The following is a 22,489-nucleotide window of genomic DNA, read 5'->3' on the forward strand; positions in this document are numbered from 1 at the left end:
ATGAAAAATAGGTACAAAATTCTAATTATTGGCATACTGTTTATTGCGGTATTATTTTTGGCACTTTTAGTCTTGGCCATTAGTTATGAACCATCATCTAGATGTTCTTCAATATGGCCTTCTGCATATGATGATGGGATATCAAATTGTATGGATTCAGGGGATATATTTTCTAACTTTTTTGCTAAAGCGTATTATGGATGGGACAAATTATGGAATCCAGCAGAAAATGATAGAAGAGGGATGGCGTATCCTGAAACTGGCAGTATGTTAAAATCACTTGAAGGTGATCTATGTCGATCATTAAACGGCACTGCAACTAATTGGACATGTCTAGGTGTAAATGATATTTGTGAAAAAGTAAAGGGAGATCTTTATTATAATGAGGAACTGGCTCAAGTGAGTTGTAGCTTCAGCGATAGAGTTGATATGAATTGCACAAAAGAGCAATTAGATAATGGATGGGTTACAATTGACGGTTACTTGTGTTATGAGCCTTTTCATGAATCCATATTAAAGTCAAGGGTTAAACCAGATTTTAGTAAATGGACTTTAGCTGATAAAAATGAAAACTAGACTTTTAATAATACTTGGAATTGTTGTTGCAACTGGAATGATTTTAGTTTCATCTTTTCTTTTTATGGCATATGATGATGACTATATCCTGAACCACTGGCTCTAACTTGGGATGATGAGAAAATGATCCAAGATGCAGACGTGATTGCGTTGGGGGAATGAGAATATGAAAACAATCAATGGGTGATAAACACCCACAATTTAGTTGCAAAAGGAAACATCAAAGAGCCAGTTATTCAAGTAAATTCAATATTCTCTGAAATCATTCTTAAAGATGGAACCAGAATATACCCAAGATTGTAGTTATTTTTTCACAATACAAGCTAGGCATAAAATACCAGAATGTAATCAGCATTGATACTTTTGTTAATATTATATCTTGCATTGAGTTTCAGCATGATTATACAAAATTTCAAAGAGTTGTCAACTACAGATAAGAAAAAAGACTGCCTTGAAATTTTAGAGGCAGGTCTCGAAGCTGCAGATCCTCAAAATATCATTCCAAAGTATGTCACACCTAATGAAATTAAGATAAATGGCAAAGTGTTCAATATTGGAAAATATTCAAACATCTATTCTGTGGCATTTGGAAAAGCAGGAGATTCAATGACAAGGGCGCTAAACGCAATAGTTCCCATAAAAAATGGAATTGTCGTAATTCCCAAAGGTTCCAAATCACTAATCAAAGGAAAGAAATTCCAGATTTTCAATTCCAGACATCCCCAACCTGATAAAACAAGCGTAAAAGCTGCAAAAGAAGTAATGAAATTTGTCCAAAATAAGCGAAGTGATGAATTAATAATTTTTCTTGTCTCAGGTGGAGGATCCTCGCTTCTTGCAATGCCTGATGAAATTACTTTAGATGACAAAGTCCATGTTACAAAATTACTTTTAAAAACTGGCGTAACAATTCAAGAGTTCAATTGCATTAGGAAACACCTATCAAAAATCAAAGGTGGAAAATTAATTGAGAATATGAAATGTCATGGAGTAAGTCTGGTAATGTCAGATGTTGAAGGAGATGATCTTTCATCTATTGCATCAGGTACAACATACATGGATGATACAACATATGCAGACGCATTAGAAATAATTGACAAATACAAAATTCGATGGAAGATGCCAACTGAAGTTTTACAGATTCTAGAAAAGGGATTAAATGAAAAAACTAATGAAACACCAAAAAAAGCCCAAATTGAAAATTACATTGTTGCAACTAACAAGGATTGTTTAGAAGCAATGCAAAAAAAAGCTGAAGATATCGGATACAAAGTATCTACAATGCAAATTTTTGGAGATATTAAAGATGCAGTACCAAAAATTCTTGAAAATATTTCAGATAATCAAAATACATGTCTGATTTTTGGGGGCGAGACAACAGTGAAAGTTTTAGGAAAAGGAGTGGGCGGCAGAAATCAAGAATTAGTTTTAAGAGTTTTAAAAAACACTCAAAAATCAAAAAAAATGGTTATTGCATCAATGGGGACAGATGGAATAGATGGGAATTCTCGATTTGCAGGTGCAGTTATAGAAAATATCAAAGTGGATTTGAGCGTGATGAAAGAATTTCTTAAAAATAGCGATTCAGGCAGATTCTTTCAAAAGCAAAAAGGAAATATTGTCACAGATTTTACACATACAAATCTAATGGACATTGGTGTGATTTTAAGATGAATAGTAGATTTCATTTATGACAATCACAGCTACAGCTGTTTGGCACGCATCTATGAGTAATGCAGTCTTTGCAACCTTTGCTTCTTCCGCTTTTTACTCGTAACCACTCTTTATCCAACTATATCACTGAAGACTTGTGATTTTGATTCAAGATAAACTATCGTAAATTAAAGTTCAAGAATTATCGTAGTATTTCATAATACTCTACAGGATGAGAGAATTGTCTATTATAGTCAACTTCCTGCCAGAATTTTTCTTCATCAATCTCTTTTCCCGCCTCAATCCAAACATTTAGAATTTTTTGCATAAACATTTGTGTGGTGTCATCAATTTGTGGTCTTACACCAGTCTCTTTTTCTATTCTATCTCTTTCCTCTTTGAATTTTTTCAGCAATTCCTTGAGATTTTTTCCATTAATTTGGGCTGCTTTTTTTCTTTTTTCAGTTTGTAAATCTTTTCTGAAATTAGATAAAAATCCCATTATGAGATTTACTTGTTTGGTTTAAAAAAGAGTTTAGAATTTAGTCCTCAGAATCATCATATTTTTCATCCTGAATATAATTATCTTGTAGTTCAAGTTGATGATCTTCTTCTTTCATTTCTTCCTGCTCTAGTTTCTTCCACTCTTTTGCTATTTCATCGTCTTTATCACTCATAAAATAAATTACAAATCACCACATATTAGCAGAGTTATAATGTTCAAGTTTGATATTATTAATTCTAACTGGACAAATTATCAAATTTTCCGAATGAAATCAGATGGATTCAGATCTAATTTTTGGCAGTTTAATTGTAAATGCAGTGGGATTATTATTTACTGCAATTGAGCCATTATGCATTTCTAAAAATTGTTTACAGGATGCCAAACCCAAACCCGTTCCTTCATCTTTTGTGGTAAACATTGGCTCAAAAATCTGTTCAATATTTTCATCTGGAATTCCCGGTCCTGAATCAGTGATTTTAATTATTGCGTAATCTGTATCTTCTTCAAGACTAATGTTTATTTCACCTTTAAGACCAATTGCTTGAACAGCATTTTGTAGAATATTTGTAATAATTCCCCTAATTTTCATCACATCACATTGAAGTACACAAGATTCAAGTGATGAATACAATTTAATGTCACTTGGGAATCGTACCTCATTTATTGAACTTTTTATAATTTCTTTCAAATCACAAGTAATCATTCTAAGTTCAGAAGTTCTGATGAAAACCAATACATCATTGATTGGATTTGTAATGTGAGAAAGGGTTCCTCATACTTAAAATGGAATTTGTTAACACTTGATCTTCATGATTTTTTTGTTTTACCTTCATTAATTCAATTTGAGATTGTAAAATGATTAATGGATTTCTCAGATCATGTGCCATTTTTGAAGAAAGATTACCAATCATTTCCAGTTTATTGTTTTCAAATTTATTAAATTCTGTTGTTAAATTTAATCTAAATCTAGAGATTTTGTTAAATCATATGTGTTTATTTTAACCTTCAAAATGACAGGTGATTCCATAATTCGAATCAATACATAGTGGAATCTAATTTCTCAAACATCAGCCATTAAAAGAAACAGTCAAATGTTCTATGTTAGGTTATAGTCTTTAGAATATTATTTGTGTTTATTTTTATGATTTTTTTCTATTGACTTTGTAGAACTGATAATCATGTTTCAAACCAAGTGATGTGTTTCCTGTTTTTTCAAATTTGTACTCAGGTATTGCTTTTATCTGCTCATATAGATCACTGCCTATAATCATACTATTGATTTCACATGAATGGTTAATTTTTGCACATATGTTTATAGTAGGACCTAGAAGATCAAGTATCCATTCCGAAGTCTTCATCATAGTTACTTGTCCATAATCAAGACTAACTCTAAAATTAATTGATGGAAGTGAATCTACAATTAATAATTGATTTAATTTTTCATGTGACTCGATCATGGAAAAACCAGATTCAATGCAATCCAAAAAACCAAATATTCTTTCAGAATTAACAGTTTCAGGGAAATAAAATAAAATTCCATCACCCAAGGTTTTGAGGATTTTTCCGTTGAAATGGTAAATTATCTTGCCCATATGATTTAAAAATATTTCATAGTAAATGGAATACTTGTTTTGGGGTAACCTGGCTACGGTTTTTGTAGAATTTACAATGTCAATAATTCCAACACATAATTGCTTTTGACTTCCCAAAACTGAGACATGAAATTCCTCATGTTCATCATCTGAAACTATATTTTGTTTTAGAATATTCTCTGAATTTTTCAACATCAAATTTGTTAATGATTCTTTTGACATTAATCATTTTGATATAATTATGATACATAATGTACAGGGATATCATTTTAAACGAACATGATCATAATTTTTCTAATTATATAACACAACACCCTTTTCAAAAAAACAAAAATAAAAAATTAGTAGATAAAAGTCTTAATCTCTTCTTTTTTCATGAATGTTGTCTACTGAAGATTCACCATCAGAAATTCCTAGTTGTCCATATGAGAAATGGTTTTTCAAATTAGATCTCTCTTCTAATGCAATTCTATTTGAATCATCATACATGACTTGATTGGAATGAACTGGACTGCCTACTTTGAAATGATTTCTTACCAAAGACATTTCACCAGATAATTTGTCCTCAATTCCTTCGGTTCCATAGACGTACGTGTTTTCTATTCCAGATGGAATATTTAGCATTAAAATGGTCAATGCAGACAACATTCCAAATAAGACTGTCTTTTTCATTGAGAAGAGTCTCGGTGTTTCAACTTTGTATTCTACACCAAAACATCCTATGTGTTTTTTTGTTTTGCTTTGTGTTGTATTGAGTATAAACATTATTTCATCCAATAGAATTATCCAATTAAGATTCTGTTTGTTTTTTGATTACAAACAAGTATTGGAGTTATTGTAGAAACAAAAAAATCCAAGTTTATTAAAAAAAATATGTAAAACAGTTATCAATGATCATATTTTTTACATTTTTTACTACATATCAGAACAAAACAAATAATAATTATATTTCATATCAAATATTCTTTATCATATTGAAGTGTATTGTATGACATCTCAATTCTACATCATTGCAATCTAAAAATGCCTTTATTGCTGCAATTGGTAAATTGATAGTATTTGCAGATATGGTTTTTTTGAGATGCATTAGTCTTCCATCATAATTTGTAATTTTTCTTGAGAAATAGAAGTCAGTGTATCATATCTTTTACATCAAAAAAGGTCAGGAATTTATCCAAATGTTGGATGTGTGTTTTCCTTGTTGCGGGGGATTTTATCGTATTTTCAAAAATCAACATACTTCTTTGCATGGTGTTTTTATAGAATAAAGTGGTATTTTAACCAGAATATCCCATGTTAGAAAAACAATTCAAACCAGATTTACTCTACAACAGTATTGTTCATTTTTACATGGATAAGAAAGGTTATTCAAAAGATAGGGCAAATGCAATTGCCCAATCAGTGGTACAAAAGGAAGCTCAAAGAAGGATATGTAAAAATGAAAAATGCAAGCATTTTTCACATGATCACATCAGAAATGCTGAAACATGTCTAGTTGAGAATTGTGAGTGCAGTAAATTTTCAACTAAGTAAAGTCATCTAAAGAATTCTCTATTAGTGGTTGAGCATTAATGCCAATTTTTCGTAATTGTTGGGCAAACTCATCTACAAAACCATGAATTGTGTAAACTTGTTCTGCTCCTGATTGTACTACCATTTCTACAAGTTCATTATAATCACAGTGATCACTCATTGGAATTGAATAATCAGTTCTTCGTCCAAAAGAGAATCTAGAAGATTGAGCCCATCCACTAAACCCAATTGTTACTGCACCATATTTTGATTTCATGTCCTGAATGAATTTATTTTTACTTGACATCATTGGCGCTACCATCACCCATGGTTTTTTCTCAAGCAATCCATTTTTTTCAGCATCTGAGTGACCAATCCCATCCTTTAATGAAACTCCAAATTTTTGATGAAGTAAATTCATATCTTTAACAGAATCATGAAAGTAAAGTGGCCCCCAATGGCCAAATAGTTGTGTGATGGTTTGTGCTTTTCCCAATTGATATCCCATTAAAATTACAGGTATGCCTTTACCATAAAGTTCAGAAATCAATTCATTTACTTGTTTTTGAATTTCCGCCATTTTTGGAAAAACAAATTCAGGTAATCCAAACGTGCATTCAGTAATCAATGTTTTACATTTTGGAATTTTTGCGCCTTTTAGAAAACCTCTATCCCTTGTACAAACATCTCCAGTATAGAAAATATCATCAAAAAGCAAACCCTTGGCACCAAGAATATGGCCACTGTCAATTAGAGAAAAAGCCTCCAGTGATTCCACATGGTTTTCCATTTTAAAGCCACGAAGATTAGCTATTTCATTTGTCTCAATTGATGATAAGATGATGCCGCCGTTTTTAGTTGGAAGATGATCAGAATGAGCATGGGATACAAAATTGATTCCGTCTGCATCACTGTTTTTAGGATCCAAGTAAACACGTTTTTCATTGACCTCACACAGGATTCCATTTTTAGTAATCCTGACTTTTCTAGACAATGAAAATCAAGATAATTGGATTTGATATAAATTGCAGGTTTAGTATATGTGAACCATAGATCAATCTATTTTATACATTCGTAATCAAGATAAAATTATGTGAAAGAATAATACTGTAATGTATACAAAGTAGGGTTTAATACTAAAAAATTTCTTGGTTAGAAGCTATTTTCTACCAAAGATGGATTAAAAAAAGATCCGAATATTTTTTTCTACAAGTCTTGATATCATTATACCATACTGCGCACACCTAACTAGGTGTACGAAGTATAGAATTAATTATTTTTAGATAAATGGTTTTTGTGTTTTTTTATTTTGGATACCATTGCAAAAAGACAAATCATTCATTGAGGTTAAATACAAAATTTGTTTAGAACAAACATGATGAATGCATGGAAGTGTTACCGTTGCAATCTGTCATTTACCGAAGAATCCCACGCTGACATGCACCATCAATTAACAAAACACTCTTCCAGACTGATTGAATGCGTTAGTGCATAAGACAGTTCAAATCCCAATAGATTTGATGGAGTGGACCATTGAGGGTCAGAATTCTAGTTTTCATTTCTTTATCAATTTCCTAATGACTGAGGATCTATACAATAGAATTCCTGCAATAATTGATACGATAATCGGCATCAATAGTAAAATAAACTGAGGATCAAAAACCCATGTTCTAATTTGTTCAGGTTGAGACAATATGATTGCAAAAGTCTGTAAAGATGCAATAAAACTAGGTATGCCAAAAAATAACAACAAGCCTGATAAGATTAAAGATAGGTAGGGCTTGCTTGGGGTGTTTTTTCTTTTTAGAATGAAATAAGGCGTTAGAAATAATGATGAAATAATTCCAAATAATACTAAGAGCTGCAAAAATATAGGGTAAAACAAACCGCCAGCAAAATCCAAAGCATAACTAGGAGATAAATCAGGATCTAAATCAATCGAACCACCTCCAAGATGGAATTCATAAAAATGTGTACAAAAAATTAAAGGAAGATCACATTGACCAATAACACCTCCAGTATTCCATACAAATGATGATGTCTGAATTGCTAAAATCATCAAGATCAAAACAAAATATGTCGCAACAATAGTTATTGCAGCAATTATTAGAGATGTATTTTGCGCAGGACTGATAATCTTTTTTTGAAGCATAAATGCTGCAAATCCTGCTACAATTCCAACAATGATTCCAGCCATCGGTCCCAGAACTTGACTAAATGGAATCAATAATGATGTGCCAGTAATAATGCTTAGTGGAATTCCTATTGGTTTGATATTTTTTGATGCCCATGAAAACAAAACCCAAGACATAAGAGAAAACATGATGGTGAGTGTCATAACAATGATAGAATTGATTGTAATTCCATTCCACATAACTTGATTATTCATGCCAAATTCTAATCCTCTAATCCAAGGAATCGATACAAGAAACGCTGCAATAATTATCAAAAGCCTAGTTTTCATTTTCTTTTTCTTAGATGAATATACTCATAAAACATTCTATTGACTGTATAAATCCACACAGATCCGCATTAATTATATTTAATTTTTCTAAATGTAATTTTATGTTCTGTACAAATGTTGATTTCATTTCCCAAGACTTCTCTGACAAATACCGCGTATTTTTCAATATTTCATTTTAAAATCATATTCAGTAAATCCTTTCAAATTGGACTAGTCTAAATTCATTTGAATTTTTTGATTAAAGAATTCGTATAACTAATTTTAATAAAAATAAATCATGTTGTTAGAAGGATTCTTCAAGTGGTCATATGGATACAATATTTTTCATGATTTTCAGGAGAATGAAAAGGGAATATTGCTATTTTATGGTTTAAGAAAAAATATGGAACTAAATCAGGTTACTTTTCAGGTCTAATATAGAAAAGAAAAAAGGTTATGGATAGAAGTAGAGATATTGATATGTTTGATCTCCGCCGTCTACGTTGTATGATGCATGAACTGTATGTGATGAGTATTGTTGACTCGGATACCATTCATTACTTGTTCTAGTATCACCATCGACGTAGTTCCAATTGGCATCATAGTGAATTGCTTGATGATAACCAGCTTGCCATTGACTTGCTTGTAGATTTCCAACTCTGTATCTATGTTCAAGAGTATTGATTGGGGAATCAATATATCCCGGCACAACAATAGATGCATTCATTGACTCGCCTGGATCTAGATAGGCAAGAGTTTTAGCTGATTCACATTGAAATCCACCACATCCAAATTGTAGGAATATGAAGGTCTGATATTGTCCTAATGCAGCATGAGCATACTGAATAACCAATCCAAAAAAGTTTTCAGGAGATTGAAAGGGATCTAGACTAGTTCCCCGATATTCATTCTGTATTTTCAAGAGTTCTTCATTATCTACGTCTTCGGGTGCGAAAATACCTACCTCAGCCATTCTAGGTTTCATAGCTTTTAGTTTTGCTTCCAAAGCCTTTTTGGTTTCAGGATCAGATGTTTTGTTAATCTGTTCATTAAGTGCCGTGGCTTTTTCTAATACTTCTGCCTGTTCTTTGTAGTATTTTATTTCTGCATCAGTAAGTGGTTTTGGATTTTCCATTGCTTCATAGAGACCTTTCATTATGTCAATTTTTATCTCATCAGATGGTTCTTCACCAGATGTGATTTTATTGCTAAATGATCGGTTCCATTCATCAATCAATTCTTTGTCTGTCTTCTCTGCTGCATACGCAAAATTCATACCAGAAAATGGCAAGATCATTGCAGCAATCAAAGAAGCAAACAATATTGTTTTGACTGTCTTTGTATTTTTCATGTTATTATCATTCTCATATAGTATGTGGTTATTAAACATTGATTCAATTTGTATTGAAGCAATATTCTTATAGTATGAATATATTAGAAATTAGATTATTAGAAACTGCTAACAAACATACAATTCTAATTAAATGATTTTTACAAAGAATTGTAAAAAACACTAAAAGCAAGTCAGTTCTTCTTTTGTATATCCTGACTTTCAGGTCAGACGGGTAGAGAGTCAGGATACACTTTAAAGACGAACTGTTGTTTGAAGTCATTCCCGTCTGATCAAATATTGGGTAATGTGATTACTTTGAGTATTTTTCAAGCAATTCCCTTACAGCAGACACCACAAACTGTGTCTTACTAGTATAACCAGATCTTTTTGCCTTTGCAGTATTGAGAAATTTTTCAATCTCATCGCTCATTTCTTTAGGCATACGCACTGCAGACCAATCAGCCATACAAAAATCCATGTTATCTGACTAATCTCTCTTCCTTGTAACATATATGTAACAATATTTATTAATTTGTCTCACATCATAACATCATATGAAAAAGGCCAAGCCTGAAAACTGGATTAAAGTAAACATTCTCAAGTCACAATCCAAAGAGATCGCAAAGATCTTGAAAAACGGCGAGTTTGCAAACATGTCACAATTTGTGGTATTTACAGTAAGAAAGGAATTGGATTTAAGAAAACGAATTCAGTCAGGAATAAAGAACAAAGCAGTAGATGAGAAAGAGATCAAGGAAAAACTAGAGTCATGGATTGAGGAGATCAATAAAAAAGCAATTCTTGAAGAAAAACTCAAGAAAGCATTTGAGAACAGTAAAAGCCACACCAAAACCCTAAGCATGCTTACTTAGGGTTCAAATATCAACAGATTTGAACTTGAAATAGTTTACTTGTAAAAAAATTGAAACCGATGAGAGAGATATTGATCTTTGATGATTCTAAAATTTTGATTGATTTGGATTATGGTAAAACACAGTTAGCAATTAATCTACGATCCACACACATTAATTGCAGGTTTGATCTAGTATTGACTAGTTGCTAAATCTAGGAATTCTAATCTCAGGTCGTGGGAGCAACATGGAGAATATTCTAAAGTCAATTAAAAGTAAAAAGATCCCAATTAACCCAGCAGTAGTCATTTCAAACAGAACCGATGCAAGAGGCCTAAAAATTGCAGGGAATCTAGGGATCAACACAGAGGTTATTGAGAGCAAAGGTTTTGAAGGAAGTAGAGCAGATTATGACAAAAAAATTATCTCAATTCTAAAAAAATATGGAGTCACCCCAGAAAATGGACTTGTATGTCTTGCAGGATTTATGAGAATAATCAGTCCACAATTTGTAAAAGAATACAAAAATAGAATAATCAACATTCATCCAGCATTGCTCCCAAGTTTTACAGGGCTAAATGCACAAAAACAGGCATTAGAGTATGGTGCAAAGTATTCAGGATGTACAGTTCATTTTGTTGATGCAGAAATGGATACTGGACCAGTAATAATCCAGGCAGTTGTAAAAATCAAAGAAAATGATACAGAAGAATCATTATCAAAAAGAATTCTAAAAGAAGAACACAGAATCTATCCCGAAGCAGTAAATCTAATTGCCAGGAATAAAGTCAGAGTTTTTGGGAGAAAAACCATCATCACTTAAGAATCAGGGCCGCCAAAAAAATACAAAACTTTAAGCTCTTTAGTGTTTCCATGAAAAAAATGCTCTACGTCTTTTGCAACAAAAAATAATTTATCTTTTGAAACTGTGTAATCTTTGTCTTTAATTTTCAAAAAACCATCACCTGAGATGACATAGTATACTTCATCACTATCATGGGGTTCTTGAGTGTCTTCCTTGCCTGGCTGTAAAACCAAAATGCCGGCAGCAAGACTAGTACGATTAATAAAAGTGTAAAAATAAGAATTGCTTTTTTTAATTTTTTCAAGATATGAATTCAGGTCATAATCAAGTTTCAATTTATTCAGCAGCAATTGAAAATGTTTTTCTTGCAGGTGGAGCACTCATGTAAGAATGCCCCTCAGGATGAAGTTTATCATGCTCAGGGCTATTATGCATTCGGATGAAAGTTTCTTTGCTTTCATGCTCTACAACAATCCTATAGCTCCCATCATTAGATTTTAGAAAGCGTCTAGAGATAAACCCTGGAAAGTTTGCCAGTACTTTGTTTGATTCTGAAAACCATTTTTTAAAATCATCTTCAGCACCATCTTTGAGTTGAACATCCGCCATCATTACAAACATATTGTGACTAGAAATACCACCATTAAATTTCTTTTCTAAGACTTTTATTAAAAAAATTCCAAGAATTAAATATCTACAAATCAAAATCAGAATATGGCAGGCATTAAGATTGACGGCAAAGCAATTGCCCAATCAGTCAAAGATAGGGTCAAAAAGGCAGCAGAAGAACTCAAAGCCCAAGGAATTAGCCCTTGTTTGGCCACGATTTTGATTGGAGACAACCCAGCATCTGCAACGTATGTGAGAAACAAACACATTGCATGTAAAGAAGTGGGAATTGCAACAAAAGATCACAAACTTGATTCAAATATTACTCAAATGGAACTGAATAAAATTATTGATAACCTAAACATGGATAGTTCGGTACACGGAATACTAGTTCAACTGCCATTGCCGGAACAGTTAGATGAATTTGCAACCACATCAAGAATCTCACCACTAAAAGATGTAGATGGATTGACTCCACACAATGCAGGATTGCTATCTATGAAAAAAGCAGCACTTGTTGCATGTACACCATCAGGAGTAATGGAGATGTTTGAATATCATGAAATTGATTTGGAAGGAAAAAATATTGTTCTAATTAATAGAAGCAATCTCGTAGGAAAGCCGCTTTATCACCTATTATTAGAAAAGAATGCAACTGTGATTACATGTCATTCTAAAACAAAGAATCTCACTGAGTTTTGTAAATCTGCAGATATCATCATTACAGCAGTAGGAGATAGAAACAAATTCACATTGACGCCGGAGATGATTAAAGAGGGTGCAATAGTTATCGATGTTGCAATATCACGATTTCAAGAAAAACTGGTAGGGGATTCAGATTATGAAAAAATTATTAAAAAAGCATCTTTTGCAACACCAGTTCCAGGAGGAGTTGGCCCCATGACAGTTGCCATGTTATTAAAAAATACAATCACTGCAGCATCACTGAGTAATCAAATTGGAAGGCAATCCTAAAAAAGATTCACTCAGAAATCTTCTTTTGGAAAAAAGAGACAACACATCTTTTGATCTACTGAAGATTGCAAGTGAGAAGATGCAGAAAAAATTAAAAAAGATTTATGCATTCAAAAATGCCAAAAAAATTGGAGCCTATTATCCAATTCAAAGTGAAATTTTCACACAAGACATCATTCAAGAATTAATCAGCAACGGAAAAGAGGTATTTTTACCAAAAGTAATTGGAGAGAAGATTGAATTTAGGAAAATAAAGGATTTTTCGAGCCTAGAGCAGGGGAGATTTGACATCATGGAGCCCAAAGACGACTGTACAACAGACAACAACCTAGATGTAATTTTAATCCCAACTGTAGGTATTTCTCCAGATGGAGTAAGGTTAGGATACGGTCATGGGTTCTATGATAAATTCCTAGCAGAAAATAATACAGCAACAATTGCCTTAACTTTGGAAAAACAAATTGTGAAAAATATTCCAAAATCAGATCATGATGTAATTATCGATTGGATTGTGACAGAAGACAGATTTTTTCAGACTCAGAGATAAGACAATCCTTTTTTACCAATATCTTTTCTGCAGTATTTATTATTCCAAGATATTTTATCAGACGCAGCATATGCATTGTTAATTGCATCATCCAAACTATCACCCAAAGCCGTAACACCTAAAACTCGTCCACCATTTGAAAGAATTTTTCCATCTACTTTTTTTGTACCAGCATGAAAAACATATGATTCATTTGGAATTAAATCAAAACCTGAAATCTCTTCATCTTGGGCATATGACTCTGGATATCCTTTTGATGCCAAAACAACACATACAGCATATTGATTTTTCCAAGTAGGTAAAGGCATATCAGACAGTTTGCCTTCAATGCTTGCAACAAAATAATTATACAAATCAAAATCCATTCGCATTACAATTGGCTGGCATTCAGGATCACCCATCCTAACATTGTATTCCAAAACATATGGTTCACCATCCCTAATCATAATTCCAGCATACAAAAATCCCTTGAACGGAATACCTTCATTTTTCATAGAGTGTATAGTTTTATCAATAATCTTTTTTTGTATTTTTTCTGCCAAGACATCTGTAATAATTGGCGTAGGAGAATATGCACCCATTCCACCAGTGTTAGGACCTCGGTCATCATCAAAAATCCTCTTATGATCCTGACTAGAAGCCATTGGGAGGGCTATTTCTCCATCAGAAAGTGCAATGTATGATGCCTCAACACCATCAATTCTCTCCTCAATGATAATTCGATTTCCAGCATCACCAAATGTTTTTTTGACAAGAATTCTTTGAATCGCAACTACTGCCTCCCCAGCACTATTGCAAACAATGACTCCTTTTCCTGCTGCAAGACCATCTGCTTTTACCACCACGTTGTAATCAAGTGATTTCACATAGTCCTGGGCCTTATGAGCATCATCAAATATTTCAAATCTGGCTGTTGGGATATTATTGCGCTTCATGAAATTCTTGGCCCAAATCTTACTTGACTCAAGTTGTGCGGCCATTTGAGAAGGGCCAAAAACTTTGAGATTTCGCTGATTGAATTTATCAACAATTCCTGCAGCCAAAGGATCCTCAGGTCCAACTACTGTAAAACAATTATTTTTTTGAGCAAAATCAGCTAATTCATCCAAGTTATTGACATCAATTGATATATTGTTTTCAGTCCCACCATTTCCCGGAGCTGTAAAAACTGTTTCAACTTTATCGCTTTGAGATAATTTCCATGATAATGCATGCTCTCTTCCTCCAGAGCCGACTACAAGTATATTTACCAACAAAAATCATCTTCTGCTCAATTATATAATCCAAGTCTCAAAAATTCAATTTAGCTTTATAATGCCATATACACATCAAAATCCAGATGGAACTTTCTGCAAAGTTTGATGCAAAATCAATAGAGTCTCAAGTAAAAGAATACATCAAATCTATTGATATCGAGAAACAGATTTTTGCATCAGACAAACCTGAAAAAATCAGATTCATTGAAGGACCACCAACAATGAACGGCATTCCACATGCAGGACATCTAAGAGGCAGAGTCATCAAAGACTTTTGGTACAGATTCAATACATTACAAGGAAAAAAAATTGAATTTAATGGAGGGTGGGATACGCAAGGTCTTCCAGTAGAATTGCAGGTGGAAAAAGAATTAGGAGTCTCAGGTGGAAAAACTGAAGCAGTAAAACAATTTGGAATTGAGAGAATTGTCACTGAATGTAAAAAAGTTGTAAAAAAATACAACAAGTCATGGGTAGAAGTTGACAAACTGCTTGGCATGTCATTTAATCATGATAAAGCATATTGGACTTTTAGGGATGAATTTATTGAAAGAGAATGGCAAGTGCTAAAAAAAGCACATGAAAATGGCATTTTAGAAGAAGACTTTACAGTAATTGCATATTGCCCTAGTTGCCAGACATCACTTAGTCATGCAGAAGTAAATCAAGGGTATGAAGAAGTAAAGGATCCTTCGTTATACTATAAAGTAAAACTAGTTGATGAAGATGCGTTTTTGATAGTATGGACTACCATGCCATTCACCCTTGTTACTGATGCAATGGTTGGTTTCCAACCTGAAGAAGACTATGCATATCTCAAAGTAGAAGACGAAACATGGGTTGTTGGAAAAACAAGACTGGAAGAATTCATGGCAGAGATGAAAATTGAAGATTATAAAATTGAAAAAACTGCAAAAGGCTCTGAATTTGAAGGAAAAAAATACATCCACCCATTACTTGAACTAATTCCAGAGTTAAACGAATGCTCAAAATTAAACAATTTTCATGTTGCAGTTTCAGAGACATTTGTTGATGCAAGCACAGGAAGTGGTCTTGTTCATTTGTCACCGGCAAACGGAGAAGAAGATATCAAAATAGCTAACAAAAGAAATGTAAAAATTTTCAGTCCAATTGATGACGAAGTAAAATTCACCATACAAGCAGGAAAATACCATGGAATGTTTGTAAGAGATGCAGATAGGGTTATTGTCGAAGATCTAAAAGAGTGCAAAGCACTAGTAAAAATTGGAAAAATAAAACACAAGTATCCTCTTTGTTGGAGATCACACCATCCAATCGTATGGCTTGCAAGGAGAGGATGGTTTTACAAGCTAGACAGACTAGACAACATGGCAATTGATGCAGCAGAAAGTGTAGAATATTTTTTTGAACAACCAAAAAACAGATTCTTGGGAATTATCAAGGAAAGACACCCATGGTGTATTTCACGAGAAAGAATATGGGGATGTCCATTGCCTGTTTGGGGCTGCGAGGATTGTGGTGAGAAAAACTGGTTTTTCTCAAGAAAAGAAATAGTTGATGCAGCTGACAACTTGCCTGACGGTCCTGACTTTGAATTGCACCGACCATGGATTGACAACATTACAACAAAGTGTAAAAAATGCGGAAGCTCAAAAACAAAAAGAGAAGAATATGTTTTAGATACATGGCACAACAGTGGTTCTGCACCATACTCATCGTTGACTGATGAGCAATATGCCAATGAGATTCCAGCTCCATTTTTCACTGAAGGAATTGATCAAACCAGAGGATGGGCATATACCCTGCTAATAGAAAACATAATCTTAAACAACAGTCCTACTCCTCCTTACAAGTCATTTTTGTTTCAAGGACATGTACTGGATGAGAATGGCGGTAAAATGAGCAAAAGCAAAGGAAATGTTTTGGAAGGTGCAGAATTATTGCGAAAATATCCAGTTGATTTGATAAGATTCTATTTTTTGTGGAAGGCAAGTCCAATTGAGCCACTTAGTTTCAGTACAGATGAGTTGATGTCAAGGCCATACCAGATAATCAACACATTATTCAATCTCCACCTATACTTTAAACAAAATAGCCAATACGACAATTTTGATCAGTCAAACACAATTACATGGGCAAAGCAAAATGATTTACTTACATCACCGGACATATGGCTATTATCAAAACTGCAAAAACTAATCCAAAAAATTACAGAAAAAAATCAGACATGTAAATTTCATGAAAGTGCAAAAGCAATCGATGATTTCATCATAAATAATCTGAGTCAAATTTACATTCCAATTACCAGAGGAGAATTGTGGGATGAGGACGAAGACAAGAGAAATAGAAGATTGTCAATTTACGCAGTACTCAGTGAAGTACTCAAAACTCTGGATATTTTGATTCACCCATTTTGCCCATTTACTAGTGAGTATCTATACCAGACTGTATTTCACGGAGAACAAAGTATTCTACTTGACAAATGGCCACAGTATGAAAAATCACTTGTTAATGAAGAGATCGAAGAATCATTTGACATCATGAAAGATGTGGTTTCTGTATCATCTGCAGCAAGGATGAAAGGAAAATTAAAAAGGAGATGGCCATTAAATGAAGCACAAATTTGTGTCAAAAAAGGTCAAAAGAATAAACTCGAATCATTATCAGATTTATTGCAATCTCAATTAAATGTAGAAAAATTCTCCATCATAGAAACTGAAAAAGATTCAGGATTAGAACAAATTTTAGAATTAAAACAGTTAGGATTACCAGTAAAAGCAATTATTGAACTAGAAAGAAAAAGAATTGGACCCAAGGCAAAACAACACATGGGAAAACTAGTTTCAAAATTTGCAGAAACAGATCCTGAAGAAATTGTTTCATCATTGAAAGAGAATTCAAAATATGATTTTGATATTGATGGAGAAATCATTTCATTAGATAAAGAAGACTATGTTGTAGATTTTGATGCAAGTGAAAATTTTGCAGTATCTAAAAGAGACAATTACATCGTATTCATTTCAACATTGCGAAACAAGGAGATGATGGCAAAGGGGTTGATTAAAGATGTTGCAAGAAGACTCCAAACTCTTAGAAAAGAGAGAGGATACAACCCCACAGATGTTTTAGAGATAGCATCAATTCTTGATTTGGACGAAGAATCACTTGAAATGATTCAAGACAAAGCAGAAAACTTGGCATTTTTAGTCAGAGTAAAAAAGGTGAATTTTACAGAATCCTGCAAAGAATACAAAGATGATGATATTGACGGTCAAAAAATCAGAATATCTGTAGAATAGATATTGAAATTTAATGCAATATTTTTATTACAACCAGAAATTGTAAAATCAAATGTCCGAATCAAAAACACCAAATGTTGTTGGAATTAACATTCTAAAACAAAATGGCCTTGATGTGGATGAATTGGTAAAAGAGTTAATCAAAAATGCAGCAGTTGAATTTACTGCATACTATTACTTTACCAATCTAAGAGCACATTGTACAGGCATGGAAGGAGAAGGACTCAAAGGAATTATCGAAGATGCAAGACTAGAAGATCTTAGTCACTTTGAATCATGTCTTGAGAGAATCTATCAATTAGGTGGAGCACTCCCAAATGACGCAACAGAATTTATCAAAATTTCTGGGTGTGAATTCTTACAACTTCCAGCAAATCCAACAGATCATAAGGCAATTCTAGAGAAATGTCTCAAAGCAGAACAGGGTGCAATTGTCAATTGGGATAAAATTTGCAAAATGACTTTAGGCAAAGATCCTGCCACATATGATATTGCAAAAGACATCTTAGCAGAAGAGATTGAGCATGAGTCTTGGTTCTTAGAGTTAATCTATGGACGACCATCAGGACACATGAGAAGAAAATATTCTGGTGAAAGACCACACACTAGAAAACACTCTAGAGCACTTGATATGGCTTGAGGCCAAATCACTTTCTTTCTTTTAGATTACAAATTTTGTGATTTTATTGAAGACAAGTTGTGAAGATGCGTTGTTTTATCACGGTTAAATATAAAAATCACTCACAAAGAACATGGTAAAACAAATTAGCTTAGATGCTTGGCAAATTCAGCAGCTATCAAATCTGTTAGAAAAGGGTTCAAACATGGTTGCAAAGACAAACCGACCAATTGTTCTCTACAGACAAACTCTAGAAGAAGAAGAAGAGTCCTATGAAGAAATCGTATGTACACTTACCAAGGGATATGTAATTGAACAGATGGTCACATCAGGTGGTGTTTTAGTTCCAAGCTTTCATCAACAATTTGTATTTACAATTGAAGAGTATCCTGAAGAATTATTGCGAAAAAGCAAAGATCGTTTTTTAGAAATGATCGATTTTCTTGAAGAGCAATTAAAATAGCATCATAGTTAATAAAGACCGTAAATTTGATGATTCTTGCATGCAATTACTAGAATTTCAAGCAAAGGAGCTATTTCGAGAATATGGAATTAATCTACTAAAGAGCATATCATCTACAAATATCGAGGAAGGCCGAAAGCATGCAAAAGAATTAGGATATCCATTTGTAATTAAAATTCAGGTACCAGTTGGAGGCAGAGGAAAAGCAGGAGGTATTCAAAAATGTCAAAATGATGATGAATTTGAACTAAAATATCCTCAAGTCATGGATTTGACTATCAAAGGGGAGAAAGCCCGAGCAATTTTACTTGAAAAAATGGCAGATATCAAAAAAGAGTTGTATTTGTCACTATTTTTGAATCGTTCAAAAAGATGCTATACAATAATTGCATCTGCTGAAGGCGGAGTTGAAATTGAATCAGTGAAAAACCAAATTATCAAAGAGGTTGGGTTAGGAGAAGTTTCAGATGAGCTTGCAAGACAGGTTGCAAAAGAGATGAGGTTGGAAGGAAATACAGCAGAACAATTTGTAGATACTCTGAAAAAATTATCAAAACTTACTATTGAAAAAGAGGCAGAGCTTGTAGAGATTAACCCACTTGCAATCATGCAAGATGATTCAATCATGGCACTTGATGGTAAATTTGTAACAGACGATAACAGTAACTTTAGACACCCAGAATTACAAAAGTATCAAGAAAAGACAGAGATTGAAGAGCAAGCTGAAAAAAGCGGATTTTCATTAGTAGAGTTGGATGGAGACATTGCAGTAGTAGGAAATGGTGCAGGACTAGTAATGTCTACACTAGATATGTTATCAGATAATGGCGGAAAGCCAGCATGTTTCTTAGATGTTGGTGGCGGTGCAACTACAGAATCAGTTTATGAGGCATTAACTTTGATTAGTAAATTAAACAGGGTGAAAGGAATTCTAGTTAATCTCTATGGAGGAATTGTAAAAACAACAGTAGTAGCAGAAGCATTTCTAAAAGCATATGAAGATAATTTAATTGACTTGCCAGTATTTACAAGACTAAAGGGAACAGAGTCAGATAAAGCAAAAGAAATGTTACAAGGCTCTAGAACCAACATATTTGATTCAGTAGAAGAGGCAATCAATGCAGCAGTTATGGGAGTAAAGAAATGACTGACATTTTTGGATTACTAAAAGGAAAACCAGGAGAGCCAGATTATGAAAAGAAAGGGGTAATCGTTCAAGGGATTACGGGATCATATGGATCACTGCATGCGGGAAAAATGTTGGAATATGGAACCAACATAGTAGCTGGCGTCACTCCAGGTAAAGGAGGTCAAACATGGAATGAATGTGTGCCAATTTACAACACCATGCAAGAAGCAGTTGATGCAACAAATGCGAAAATCTCAATTATTTTTGTGCCAGCAAAATTCTTCCTGAGAGCTGCAAAAGAAGCACTAGAGGCAGGAATCAAACTGTTAGTTGCAATTCCAGAGCATGTCCCAATTAGAGACACTATGGAGACATTGGAATTAGCAAACAAAAAAGGCGCAATAGTTATTGGACCAAATACTCCAGGAATTATGATTCCAGAATTAATCAAAATAGGAATCATGCCACCAATGCCCTTCAAGGCAGGAAAGATTGCAGTTTTGTCAAAAAGTGGCACATTGCTCTATGAAATTTCTGATGCGCTAACTAATGCGGGGTTTGGTCAATCAATTACCATTGGAATTGGAGGAGACCCAATTAACGGAACAAGACTAATTGACGCATTTGATATGGTAAAAAACATTCCAGATTTGGAAGGAATGGTAGTTGTTGGAGAAATAGGCGGAGACTCGGAAGAAATGTTAGCTCAAAGAATTATTGATAGTGGATTTAACAAGCCTACTGTAGCATACATTGCAGGTAGAGCAGCCCCCAAAGAAAAGAGAATGGGACACGCAGGGGCAATCGTTATGGGAAATTATGGCTCTGCAGAATCTAAAATTTCAATGTTTAACAAGGCAAACATTCCTGTAGCAAAAAGACCTGCTGAAGTACCAGTATTATTAGCCGGAAAAATGGAAAAATCCGATTAGAATAAAAGAGAGAGATTGGAGAGTCAGTTAAATGCCCATCACAGACCCAGAAAAGAAGCGAATTGCACAGCAAGCACGTCTTGTAATGAGAATTTGCTTCAAATGTGGATGCCGAAATGACATAGGTGCATCACGATGCAGAAAATGCAGAAATCCATACTTGAGATTAAAGAACAGGACTCTAGGCGTTAAGAAATAGAATTAAAAATTCATCAATCTTTGTCGATAATTCACAATTGCAGATTTTAATTCGTTATTGTATTTTATGATAAAAGATTTTGCAGATTCTGGATTTTCCAAATCTTCTAGGATCAATTGAAGATCATCAGGTAACTGATCATTCATTTGGTAAAGGACTTTGGCTGCCTCTACATATTGTCCTAAATTTTCAGCATACTCATATGCCAACTTCATCCTATCAATTAACGCATCAAATTCTTGCAGAGACATGATGGGTATTTTCAGAATCAGTAGAAAAGGTCAAGGTAATAACAGTATAATTAGATAAACCTAAAGACAAAAAAACTCGTCTTTTAGTAGAATCGTTGGACCGGTCGTCTAGTTTGGTTTGGATGACGCACTCACACTGCGTAAGGAAGTTATTTCCCGCAAAGGTCGTGGGTTCAAATCCCATCCGGTCCATGATTTTTTATTTAAAGAAAATGGCGGACCGTTTTCAGGCACGCAAATTTTGTTTAGAGGTTAGTAATTTTTTGAAATGATTATACAATATGAAAAATAATTTTGTAAAAATTTCTTTGAAGGGTTCAGAACCCTAAAGACAGGTCCGCACCCATAGTTCGAATCCTAATGGATTCGGTCATGATCATGAAAATGGTTCCCATACACATGTTTTAAGATTAAACTTGTGTGTATCGTTTTGAATTGGCATATCAGGCATTGGTGCATTTTCAAGGGTATTTGGCACACAGTTTTTAACCAAAATTAATTCTTCTAGATTGTTTTTGAATTTGTTAGTTTCATCAAATGCAAAACCATAGATGATTCTAGCTGCAGCTATTATAACGCCAACTACCACTGCTGCGATGATAACTATTTTTTAATATTAAACAACATGCATCATACAACAATCAAAATGATTTTTTATTTCTTATTCTTTTTTAGCTTTTCAAAATTTTGTAACAATTGGATATGTTTTTTCTTTGCAGCATCCCACATTTTCTCAAATTCTTTGATATTGTAGTGTTCAGAATCTGCCGAAGCTGTAACTATAACTTGCATGGGATCAAAATCTTCTTCGGTAACAACAACTAACATTTTAGCAATACATTTACCACCTTGTACTGATTTGTCGCCGATTTGTATGTCTTTGATTTGCGTATCTTTTCCACCAGCACTAATTTCGTAAGATTTTGGTAACATAATAAAAAAAACAGATCTGATTAAA

Annotated in this window: 28 protein-coding genes and 1 tRNA gene; 14 read left to right on the plus strand and 15 right to left on the minus strand. The window is 33.6% G+C overall.

Annotation, left to right across the window (positions count from 1 at the left end; genetic code table 11):
* Both C5F50_RS08910 and C5F50_RS08915 read left to right on the plus strand, forming a co-directional pair.
* The gene (locus C5F50_RS08910) at positions 1–576 is read left to right on the plus strand and encodes a hypothetical protein (protein ID WP_179371008.1); all 576 of its coding nucleotides are present in this window, start codon (positions 1–3) and stop codon (positions 574–576) included.
* A 396-nt stretch (positions 577–972) separates the two neighbouring features.
* Entirely contained in the window at positions 973–2,250 is a 1,278-nt protein-coding gene (locus tag C5F50_RS08915; protein ID WP_179371009.1) for a glycerate kinase type-2 family protein, read from the plus strand.
* 181 nt (positions 2,251–2,431) lie between these two features.
* On the opposite strand, the gene C5F50_RS08920 is transcribed toward C5F50_RS08915, so the two are convergent.
* The 5 genes from C5F50_RS08920 to C5F50_RS08935 all read right to left on the minus strand — a co-directional run bounded on the left by C5F50_RS08920 (position 2,432) and on the right by C5F50_RS08935 (position 5,091).
* Entirely contained in the window at positions 2,432–2,731 is a 300-nt protein-coding gene (locus C5F50_RS08920; RefSeq protein WP_179371010.1) for a hypothetical protein, read from the minus strand.
* Between the two features lie 40 nt (positions 2,732–2,771).
* Complete coding sequence (locus tag C5F50_RS13295) at positions 2,772–2,906, minus strand: hypothetical protein (RefSeq protein WP_280924448.1); 135 nt, start codon at positions 2,904–2,906, stop codon at positions 2,772–2,774.
* A gap of 99 nt (positions 2,907–3,005) precedes the next feature.
* Positions 3,006–3,323, minus strand: coding sequence for an ATP-binding protein (locus tag C5F50_RS08925; protein ID WP_179371011.1), 318 nt, complete (start codon positions 3,321–3,323; stop codon positions 3,006–3,008).
* A gap of 550 nt (positions 3,324–3,873) precedes the next feature.
* Positions 3,874–4,548 carry an adenylate/guanylate cyclase domain-containing protein gene (locus C5F50_RS08930; protein WP_179371012.1) on the minus strand — a complete coding sequence of 225 codons (675 nt, stop codon included), beginning with the start codon at positions 4,546–4,548 and terminating at the stop codon, positions 3,874–3,876.
* Positions 4,549–4,683: 135 nt separating this feature from the next.
* Positions 4,684–5,091 carry a hypothetical protein gene (locus C5F50_RS08935; protein ID WP_179371013.1) on the minus strand — a complete coding sequence of 136 codons (408 nt, stop codon included), beginning with the start codon at positions 5,089–5,091 and terminating at the stop codon, positions 4,684–4,686.
* Positions 5,092–5,619: 528 nt separating this feature from the next.
* Here C5F50_RS08935 and C5F50_RS08940 point away from each other — a divergent pair.
* Positions 5,620–5,859 carry a hypothetical protein gene (locus C5F50_RS08940; RefSeq protein WP_179371014.1) on the plus strand — a complete coding sequence of 80 codons (240 nt, stop codon included), beginning with the start codon at positions 5,620–5,622 and terminating at the stop codon, positions 5,857–5,859.
* Here the strand turns inward: C5F50_RS08940 and C5F50_RS08945 are convergent.
* The 4 genes from C5F50_RS08945 to C5F50_RS08960 all read right to left on the minus strand — a co-directional run bounded on the left by C5F50_RS08945 (position 5,852) and on the right by C5F50_RS08960 (position 10,080).
* A complete protein-coding gene (locus C5F50_RS08945) occupies positions 5,852–6,814 on the minus strand; it encodes an MBL fold metallo-hydrolase (RefSeq protein ID WP_179372979.1) in 963 nt (320 codons plus the stop codon). The genes C5F50_RS08940 and C5F50_RS08945 overlap by 8 nt on opposite strands.
* 579 nt (positions 6,815–7,393) lie before the next feature.
* The gene (locus C5F50_RS08950) at positions 7,394–8,302 is read right to left on the minus strand and encodes a hypothetical protein (RefSeq protein WP_179371015.1); all 909 of its coding nucleotides are present in this window, start codon (positions 8,300–8,302) and stop codon (positions 7,394–7,396) included.
* Positions 8,303–8,735: 433 nt separating this feature from the next.
* Positions 8,736–9,632: a hypothetical protein gene (locus C5F50_RS08955; RefSeq protein WP_179371016.1), complete on the minus strand. Its 897-nt coding sequence runs from the start codon at positions 9,630–9,632 to the stop codon at positions 8,736–8,738.
* Between the two features lie 292 nt (positions 9,633–9,924).
* Complete coding sequence (locus C5F50_RS08960; RefSeq protein WP_179371017.1) at positions 9,925–10,080, minus strand: ribbon-helix-helix domain-containing protein; 156 nt, start codon at positions 10,078–10,080, stop codon at positions 9,925–9,927.
* An 88-nt stretch (positions 10,081–10,168) separates the two neighbouring features.
* Between C5F50_RS08960 and C5F50_RS08965 the strand changes: the two genes are divergently transcribed.
* Complete coding sequence (locus C5F50_RS08965) at positions 10,169–10,486, plus strand: hypothetical protein (RefSeq protein WP_179371018.1); 318 nt, start codon at positions 10,169–10,171, stop codon at positions 10,484–10,486.
* 184 nt (positions 10,487–10,670) lie between these two features.
* Complete coding sequence (gene purN, locus C5F50_RS08970; protein WP_179371019.1) at positions 10,671–11,288, plus strand: phosphoribosylglycinamide formyltransferase; 618 nt, start codon at positions 10,671–10,673, stop codon at positions 11,286–11,288.
* Here purN and C5F50_RS08975 read toward each other — a convergent pair.
* Both C5F50_RS08975 and C5F50_RS08980 read right to left on the minus strand, forming a co-directional pair.
* Positions 11,285–11,605 carry a cupin domain-containing protein gene (locus tag C5F50_RS08975; protein ID WP_179371020.1) on the minus strand — a complete coding sequence of 107 codons (321 nt, stop codon included), beginning with the start codon at positions 11,603–11,605 and terminating at the stop codon, positions 11,285–11,287. The genes purN and C5F50_RS08975 overlap by 4 nt on opposite strands.
* 1 nt (position 11,606) lies before the next feature.
* Positions 11,607–11,882 carry an antibiotic biosynthesis monooxygenase family protein gene (locus tag C5F50_RS08980; protein ID WP_246282021.1) on the minus strand — a complete coding sequence of 92 codons (276 nt, stop codon included), beginning with the start codon at positions 11,880–11,882 and terminating at the stop codon, positions 11,607–11,609.
* Positions 11,883–11,984: 102 nt separating this feature from the next.
* Between C5F50_RS08980 and C5F50_RS08985 the strand changes: the two genes are divergently transcribed.
* Together C5F50_RS08985 and C5F50_RS08990 are read left to right on the plus strand one after the other, a co-directional pair.
* Complete coding sequence (locus C5F50_RS08985) at positions 11,985–12,854, plus strand: bifunctional 5,10-methylenetetrahydrofolate dehydrogenase/5,10-methenyltetrahydrofolate cyclohydrolase (protein ID WP_179371021.1); 870 nt, start codon at positions 11,985–11,987, stop codon at positions 12,852–12,854.
* Complete coding sequence (locus C5F50_RS08990; RefSeq protein ID WP_179371022.1) at positions 12,838–13,401, plus strand: 5-formyltetrahydrofolate cyclo-ligase; 564 nt, start codon at positions 12,838–12,840, stop codon at positions 13,399–13,401. Before C5F50_RS08985 ends, C5F50_RS08990 begins: the two co-directional genes overlap by 17 nt.
* Here C5F50_RS08990 and purD read toward each other — a convergent pair.
* Positions 13,392–14,654, minus strand: coding sequence for a phosphoribosylamine--glycine ligase (gene purD, locus C5F50_RS08995; RefSeq protein ID WP_179371023.1), 1,263 nt, complete (start codon positions 14,652–14,654; stop codon positions 13,392–13,394). The genes C5F50_RS08990 and purD overlap by 10 nt on opposite strands.
* A gap of 86 nt (positions 14,655–14,740) precedes the next feature.
* On the opposite strand from purD, the gene ileS reads away from it, so the two are divergent.
* The 6 genes from ileS (at position 14,741) to C5F50_RS09025 (ending at position 21,280) form a co-directional block, all read left to right on the plus strand.
* Positions 14,741–17,938 carry an isoleucine--tRNA ligase gene (gene ileS, locus C5F50_RS09000; RefSeq protein WP_179371024.1) on the plus strand — a complete coding sequence of 1,066 codons (3,198 nt, stop codon included), beginning with the start codon at positions 14,741–14,743 and terminating at the stop codon, positions 17,936–17,938.
* Between the two features lie 52 nt (positions 17,939–17,990).
* A complete protein-coding gene (gene dps, locus C5F50_RS09005) occupies positions 17,991–18,578 on the plus strand; it encodes a DNA protection during starvation protein (RefSeq protein ID WP_179371025.1) in 588 nt (195 codons plus the stop codon).
* 112 nt (positions 18,579–18,690) lie between these two features.
* Complete coding sequence (locus C5F50_RS09010) at positions 18,691–19,020, plus strand: hypothetical protein (RefSeq protein ID WP_179371026.1); 330 nt, start codon at positions 18,691–18,693, stop codon at positions 19,018–19,020.
* A gap of 40 nt (positions 19,021–19,060) precedes the next feature.
* Entirely contained in the window at positions 19,061–20,167 is a 1,107-nt protein-coding gene (locus tag C5F50_RS09015; RefSeq protein ID WP_179371027.1) for a succinate--CoA ligase subunit beta, read from the plus strand.
* On the plus strand, positions 20,164–21,081 hold the full coding sequence (locus C5F50_RS09020; protein WP_179371028.1) for a succinate--CoA ligase subunit alpha: 918 nt from the start codon (positions 20,164–20,166) through the stop codon (positions 21,079–21,081). The genes C5F50_RS09015 and C5F50_RS09020 overlap by 4 nt, the downstream gene beginning before the upstream one ends.
* Positions 21,082–21,112: 31 nt before the next feature.
* On the plus strand, positions 21,113–21,280 hold the full coding sequence (locus C5F50_RS09025; protein ID WP_179371029.1) for a 50S ribosomal protein L40e: 168 nt from the start codon (positions 21,113–21,115) through the stop codon (positions 21,278–21,280).
* Between the two features lie 2 nt (positions 21,281–21,282).
* Here C5F50_RS09025 and C5F50_RS09030 read toward each other — a convergent pair whose 3' ends face one another.
* Positions 21,283–21,531 carry a hypothetical protein gene (locus C5F50_RS09030; protein WP_179371030.1) on the minus strand — a complete coding sequence of 83 codons (249 nt, stop codon included), beginning with the start codon at positions 21,529–21,531 and terminating at the stop codon, positions 21,283–21,285.
* Positions 21,532–21,628: 97 nt separating this feature from the next.
* On the opposite strand from C5F50_RS09030, the gene C5F50_RS09035 reads away from it, so the two are divergent.
* Positions 21,629–21,723, plus strand: a tRNA-Val gene (locus C5F50_RS09035).
* Positions 21,724–21,907: 184 nt separating this feature from the next.
* Here C5F50_RS09035 and C5F50_RS09040 read toward each other — a convergent pair.
* Positions 21,908–22,120 carry a hypothetical protein gene (locus C5F50_RS09040; RefSeq protein ID WP_179371031.1) on the minus strand — a complete coding sequence of 71 codons (213 nt, stop codon included), beginning with the start codon at positions 22,118–22,120 and terminating at the stop codon, positions 21,908–21,910.
* Positions 22,121–22,185: 65 nt separating this feature from the next.
* Entirely contained in the window at positions 22,186–22,464 is a 279-nt protein-coding gene (locus C5F50_RS09045; RefSeq protein ID WP_179371032.1) for a hypothetical protein, read from the minus strand.
* Positions 22,465–22,489 lie beyond the last annotated feature (25 nt).

Origin of the sequence: Nitrosopumilus ureiphilus, assembly GCF_013407185.1 — an archaeon.
In the GTDB taxonomy this organism is placed as follows: domain Archaea; phylum Thermoproteota; class Nitrososphaeria; order Nitrososphaerales; family Nitrosopumilaceae; genus Nitrosopumilus; species Nitrosopumilus ureiphilus.

Excerpts from the sequence above, each read along its gene's own strand:
- C5F50_RS08910 (WP_179371008.1), top strand. The coding sequence starts at position 1 with ATGAAAAATAGGTACAAAATTCTAATTATTGGCATACTGTTTATTGCG.
- C5F50_RS08915 (WP_179371009.1), top strand. The coding sequence starts at position 973 with ATGATTATACAAAATTTCAAAGAGTTGTCAACTACAGATAAGAAAAAA.
- C5F50_RS08920 (WP_179371010.1), bottom strand. The coding sequence starts at position 2,731 with ATGGGATTTTTATCTAATTTCAGAAAAGATTTACAAACTGAAAAAAGA.
- C5F50_RS13295 (WP_280924448.1), bottom strand. The coding sequence starts at position 2,906 with ATGAGTGATAAAGACGATGAAATAGCAAAAGAGTGGAAGAAACTAGAG.
- C5F50_RS08925 (WP_179371011.1), bottom strand. The coding sequence starts at position 3,323 with ATGAAAATTAGGGGAATTATTACAAATATTCTACAAAATGCTGTTCAA.
- C5F50_RS08930 (WP_179371012.1), bottom strand. The coding sequence starts at position 4,548 with ATGTCAAAAGAATCATTAACAAATTTGATGTTGAAAAATTCAGAGAAT.
- C5F50_RS08935 (WP_179371013.1), bottom strand. The coding sequence starts at position 5,091 with ATGTTTATACTCAATACAACACAAAGCAAAACAAAAAAACACATAGGA.
- C5F50_RS08940 (WP_179371014.1), top strand. The coding sequence starts at position 5,620 with ATGTTAGAAAAACAATTCAAACCAGATTTACTCTACAACAGTATTGTT.
- C5F50_RS08950 (WP_179371015.1), bottom strand. The coding sequence starts at position 8,302 with ATGAAAACTAGGCTTTTGATAATTATTGCAGCGTTTCTTGTATCGATT.
- C5F50_RS08955 (WP_179371016.1), bottom strand. The coding sequence starts at position 9,632 with ATGAAAAATACAAAGACAGTCAAAACAATATTGTTTGCTTCTTTGATT.
- C5F50_RS08960 (WP_179371017.1), bottom strand. The coding sequence starts at position 10,080 with ATGGCTGATTGGTCTGCAGTGCGTATGCCTAAAGAAATGAGCGATGAG.
- C5F50_RS08965 (WP_179371018.1), top strand. The coding sequence starts at position 10,169 with ATGAAAAAGGCCAAGCCTGAAAACTGGATTAAAGTAAACATTCTCAAG.
- C5F50_RS08980 (WP_246282021.1), bottom strand. The coding sequence starts at position 11,882 with ATGATGGCGGATGTTCAACTCAAAGATGGTGCTGAAGATGATTTTAAA.
- C5F50_RS08985 (WP_179371021.1), top strand. The coding sequence starts at position 11,985 with ATGGCAGGCATTAAGATTGACGGCAAAGCAATTGCCCAATCAGTCAAA.
- ileS (WP_179371024.1), top strand. The coding sequence starts at position 14,741 with ATGGAACTTTCTGCAAAGTTTGATGCAAAATCAATAGAGTCTCAAGTA.
- dps (WP_179371025.1), top strand. The coding sequence starts at position 17,991 with ATGTCCGAATCAAAAACACCAAATGTTGTTGGAATTAACATTCTAAAA.
- C5F50_RS09010 (WP_179371026.1), top strand. The coding sequence starts at position 18,691 with ATGGTAAAACAAATTAGCTTAGATGCTTGGCAAATTCAGCAGCTATCA.
- C5F50_RS09015 (WP_179371027.1), top strand. The coding sequence starts at position 19,061 with ATGCAATTACTAGAATTTCAAGCAAAGGAGCTATTTCGAGAATATGGA.
- C5F50_RS09020 (WP_179371028.1), top strand. The coding sequence starts at position 20,164 with ATGACTGACATTTTTGGATTACTAAAAGGAAAACCAGGAGAGCCAGAT.
- C5F50_RS09025 (WP_179371029.1), top strand. The coding sequence starts at position 21,113 with ATGCCCATCACAGACCCAGAAAAGAAGCGAATTGCACAGCAAGCACGT.
- C5F50_RS09030 (WP_179371030.1), bottom strand. The coding sequence starts at position 21,531 with ATGTCTCTGCAAGAATTTGATGCGTTAATTGATAGGATGAAGTTGGCA.
- C5F50_RS09045 (WP_179371032.1), bottom strand. The coding sequence starts at position 22,464 with ATGTTACCAAAATCTTACGAAATTAGTGCTGGTGGAAAAGATACGCAA.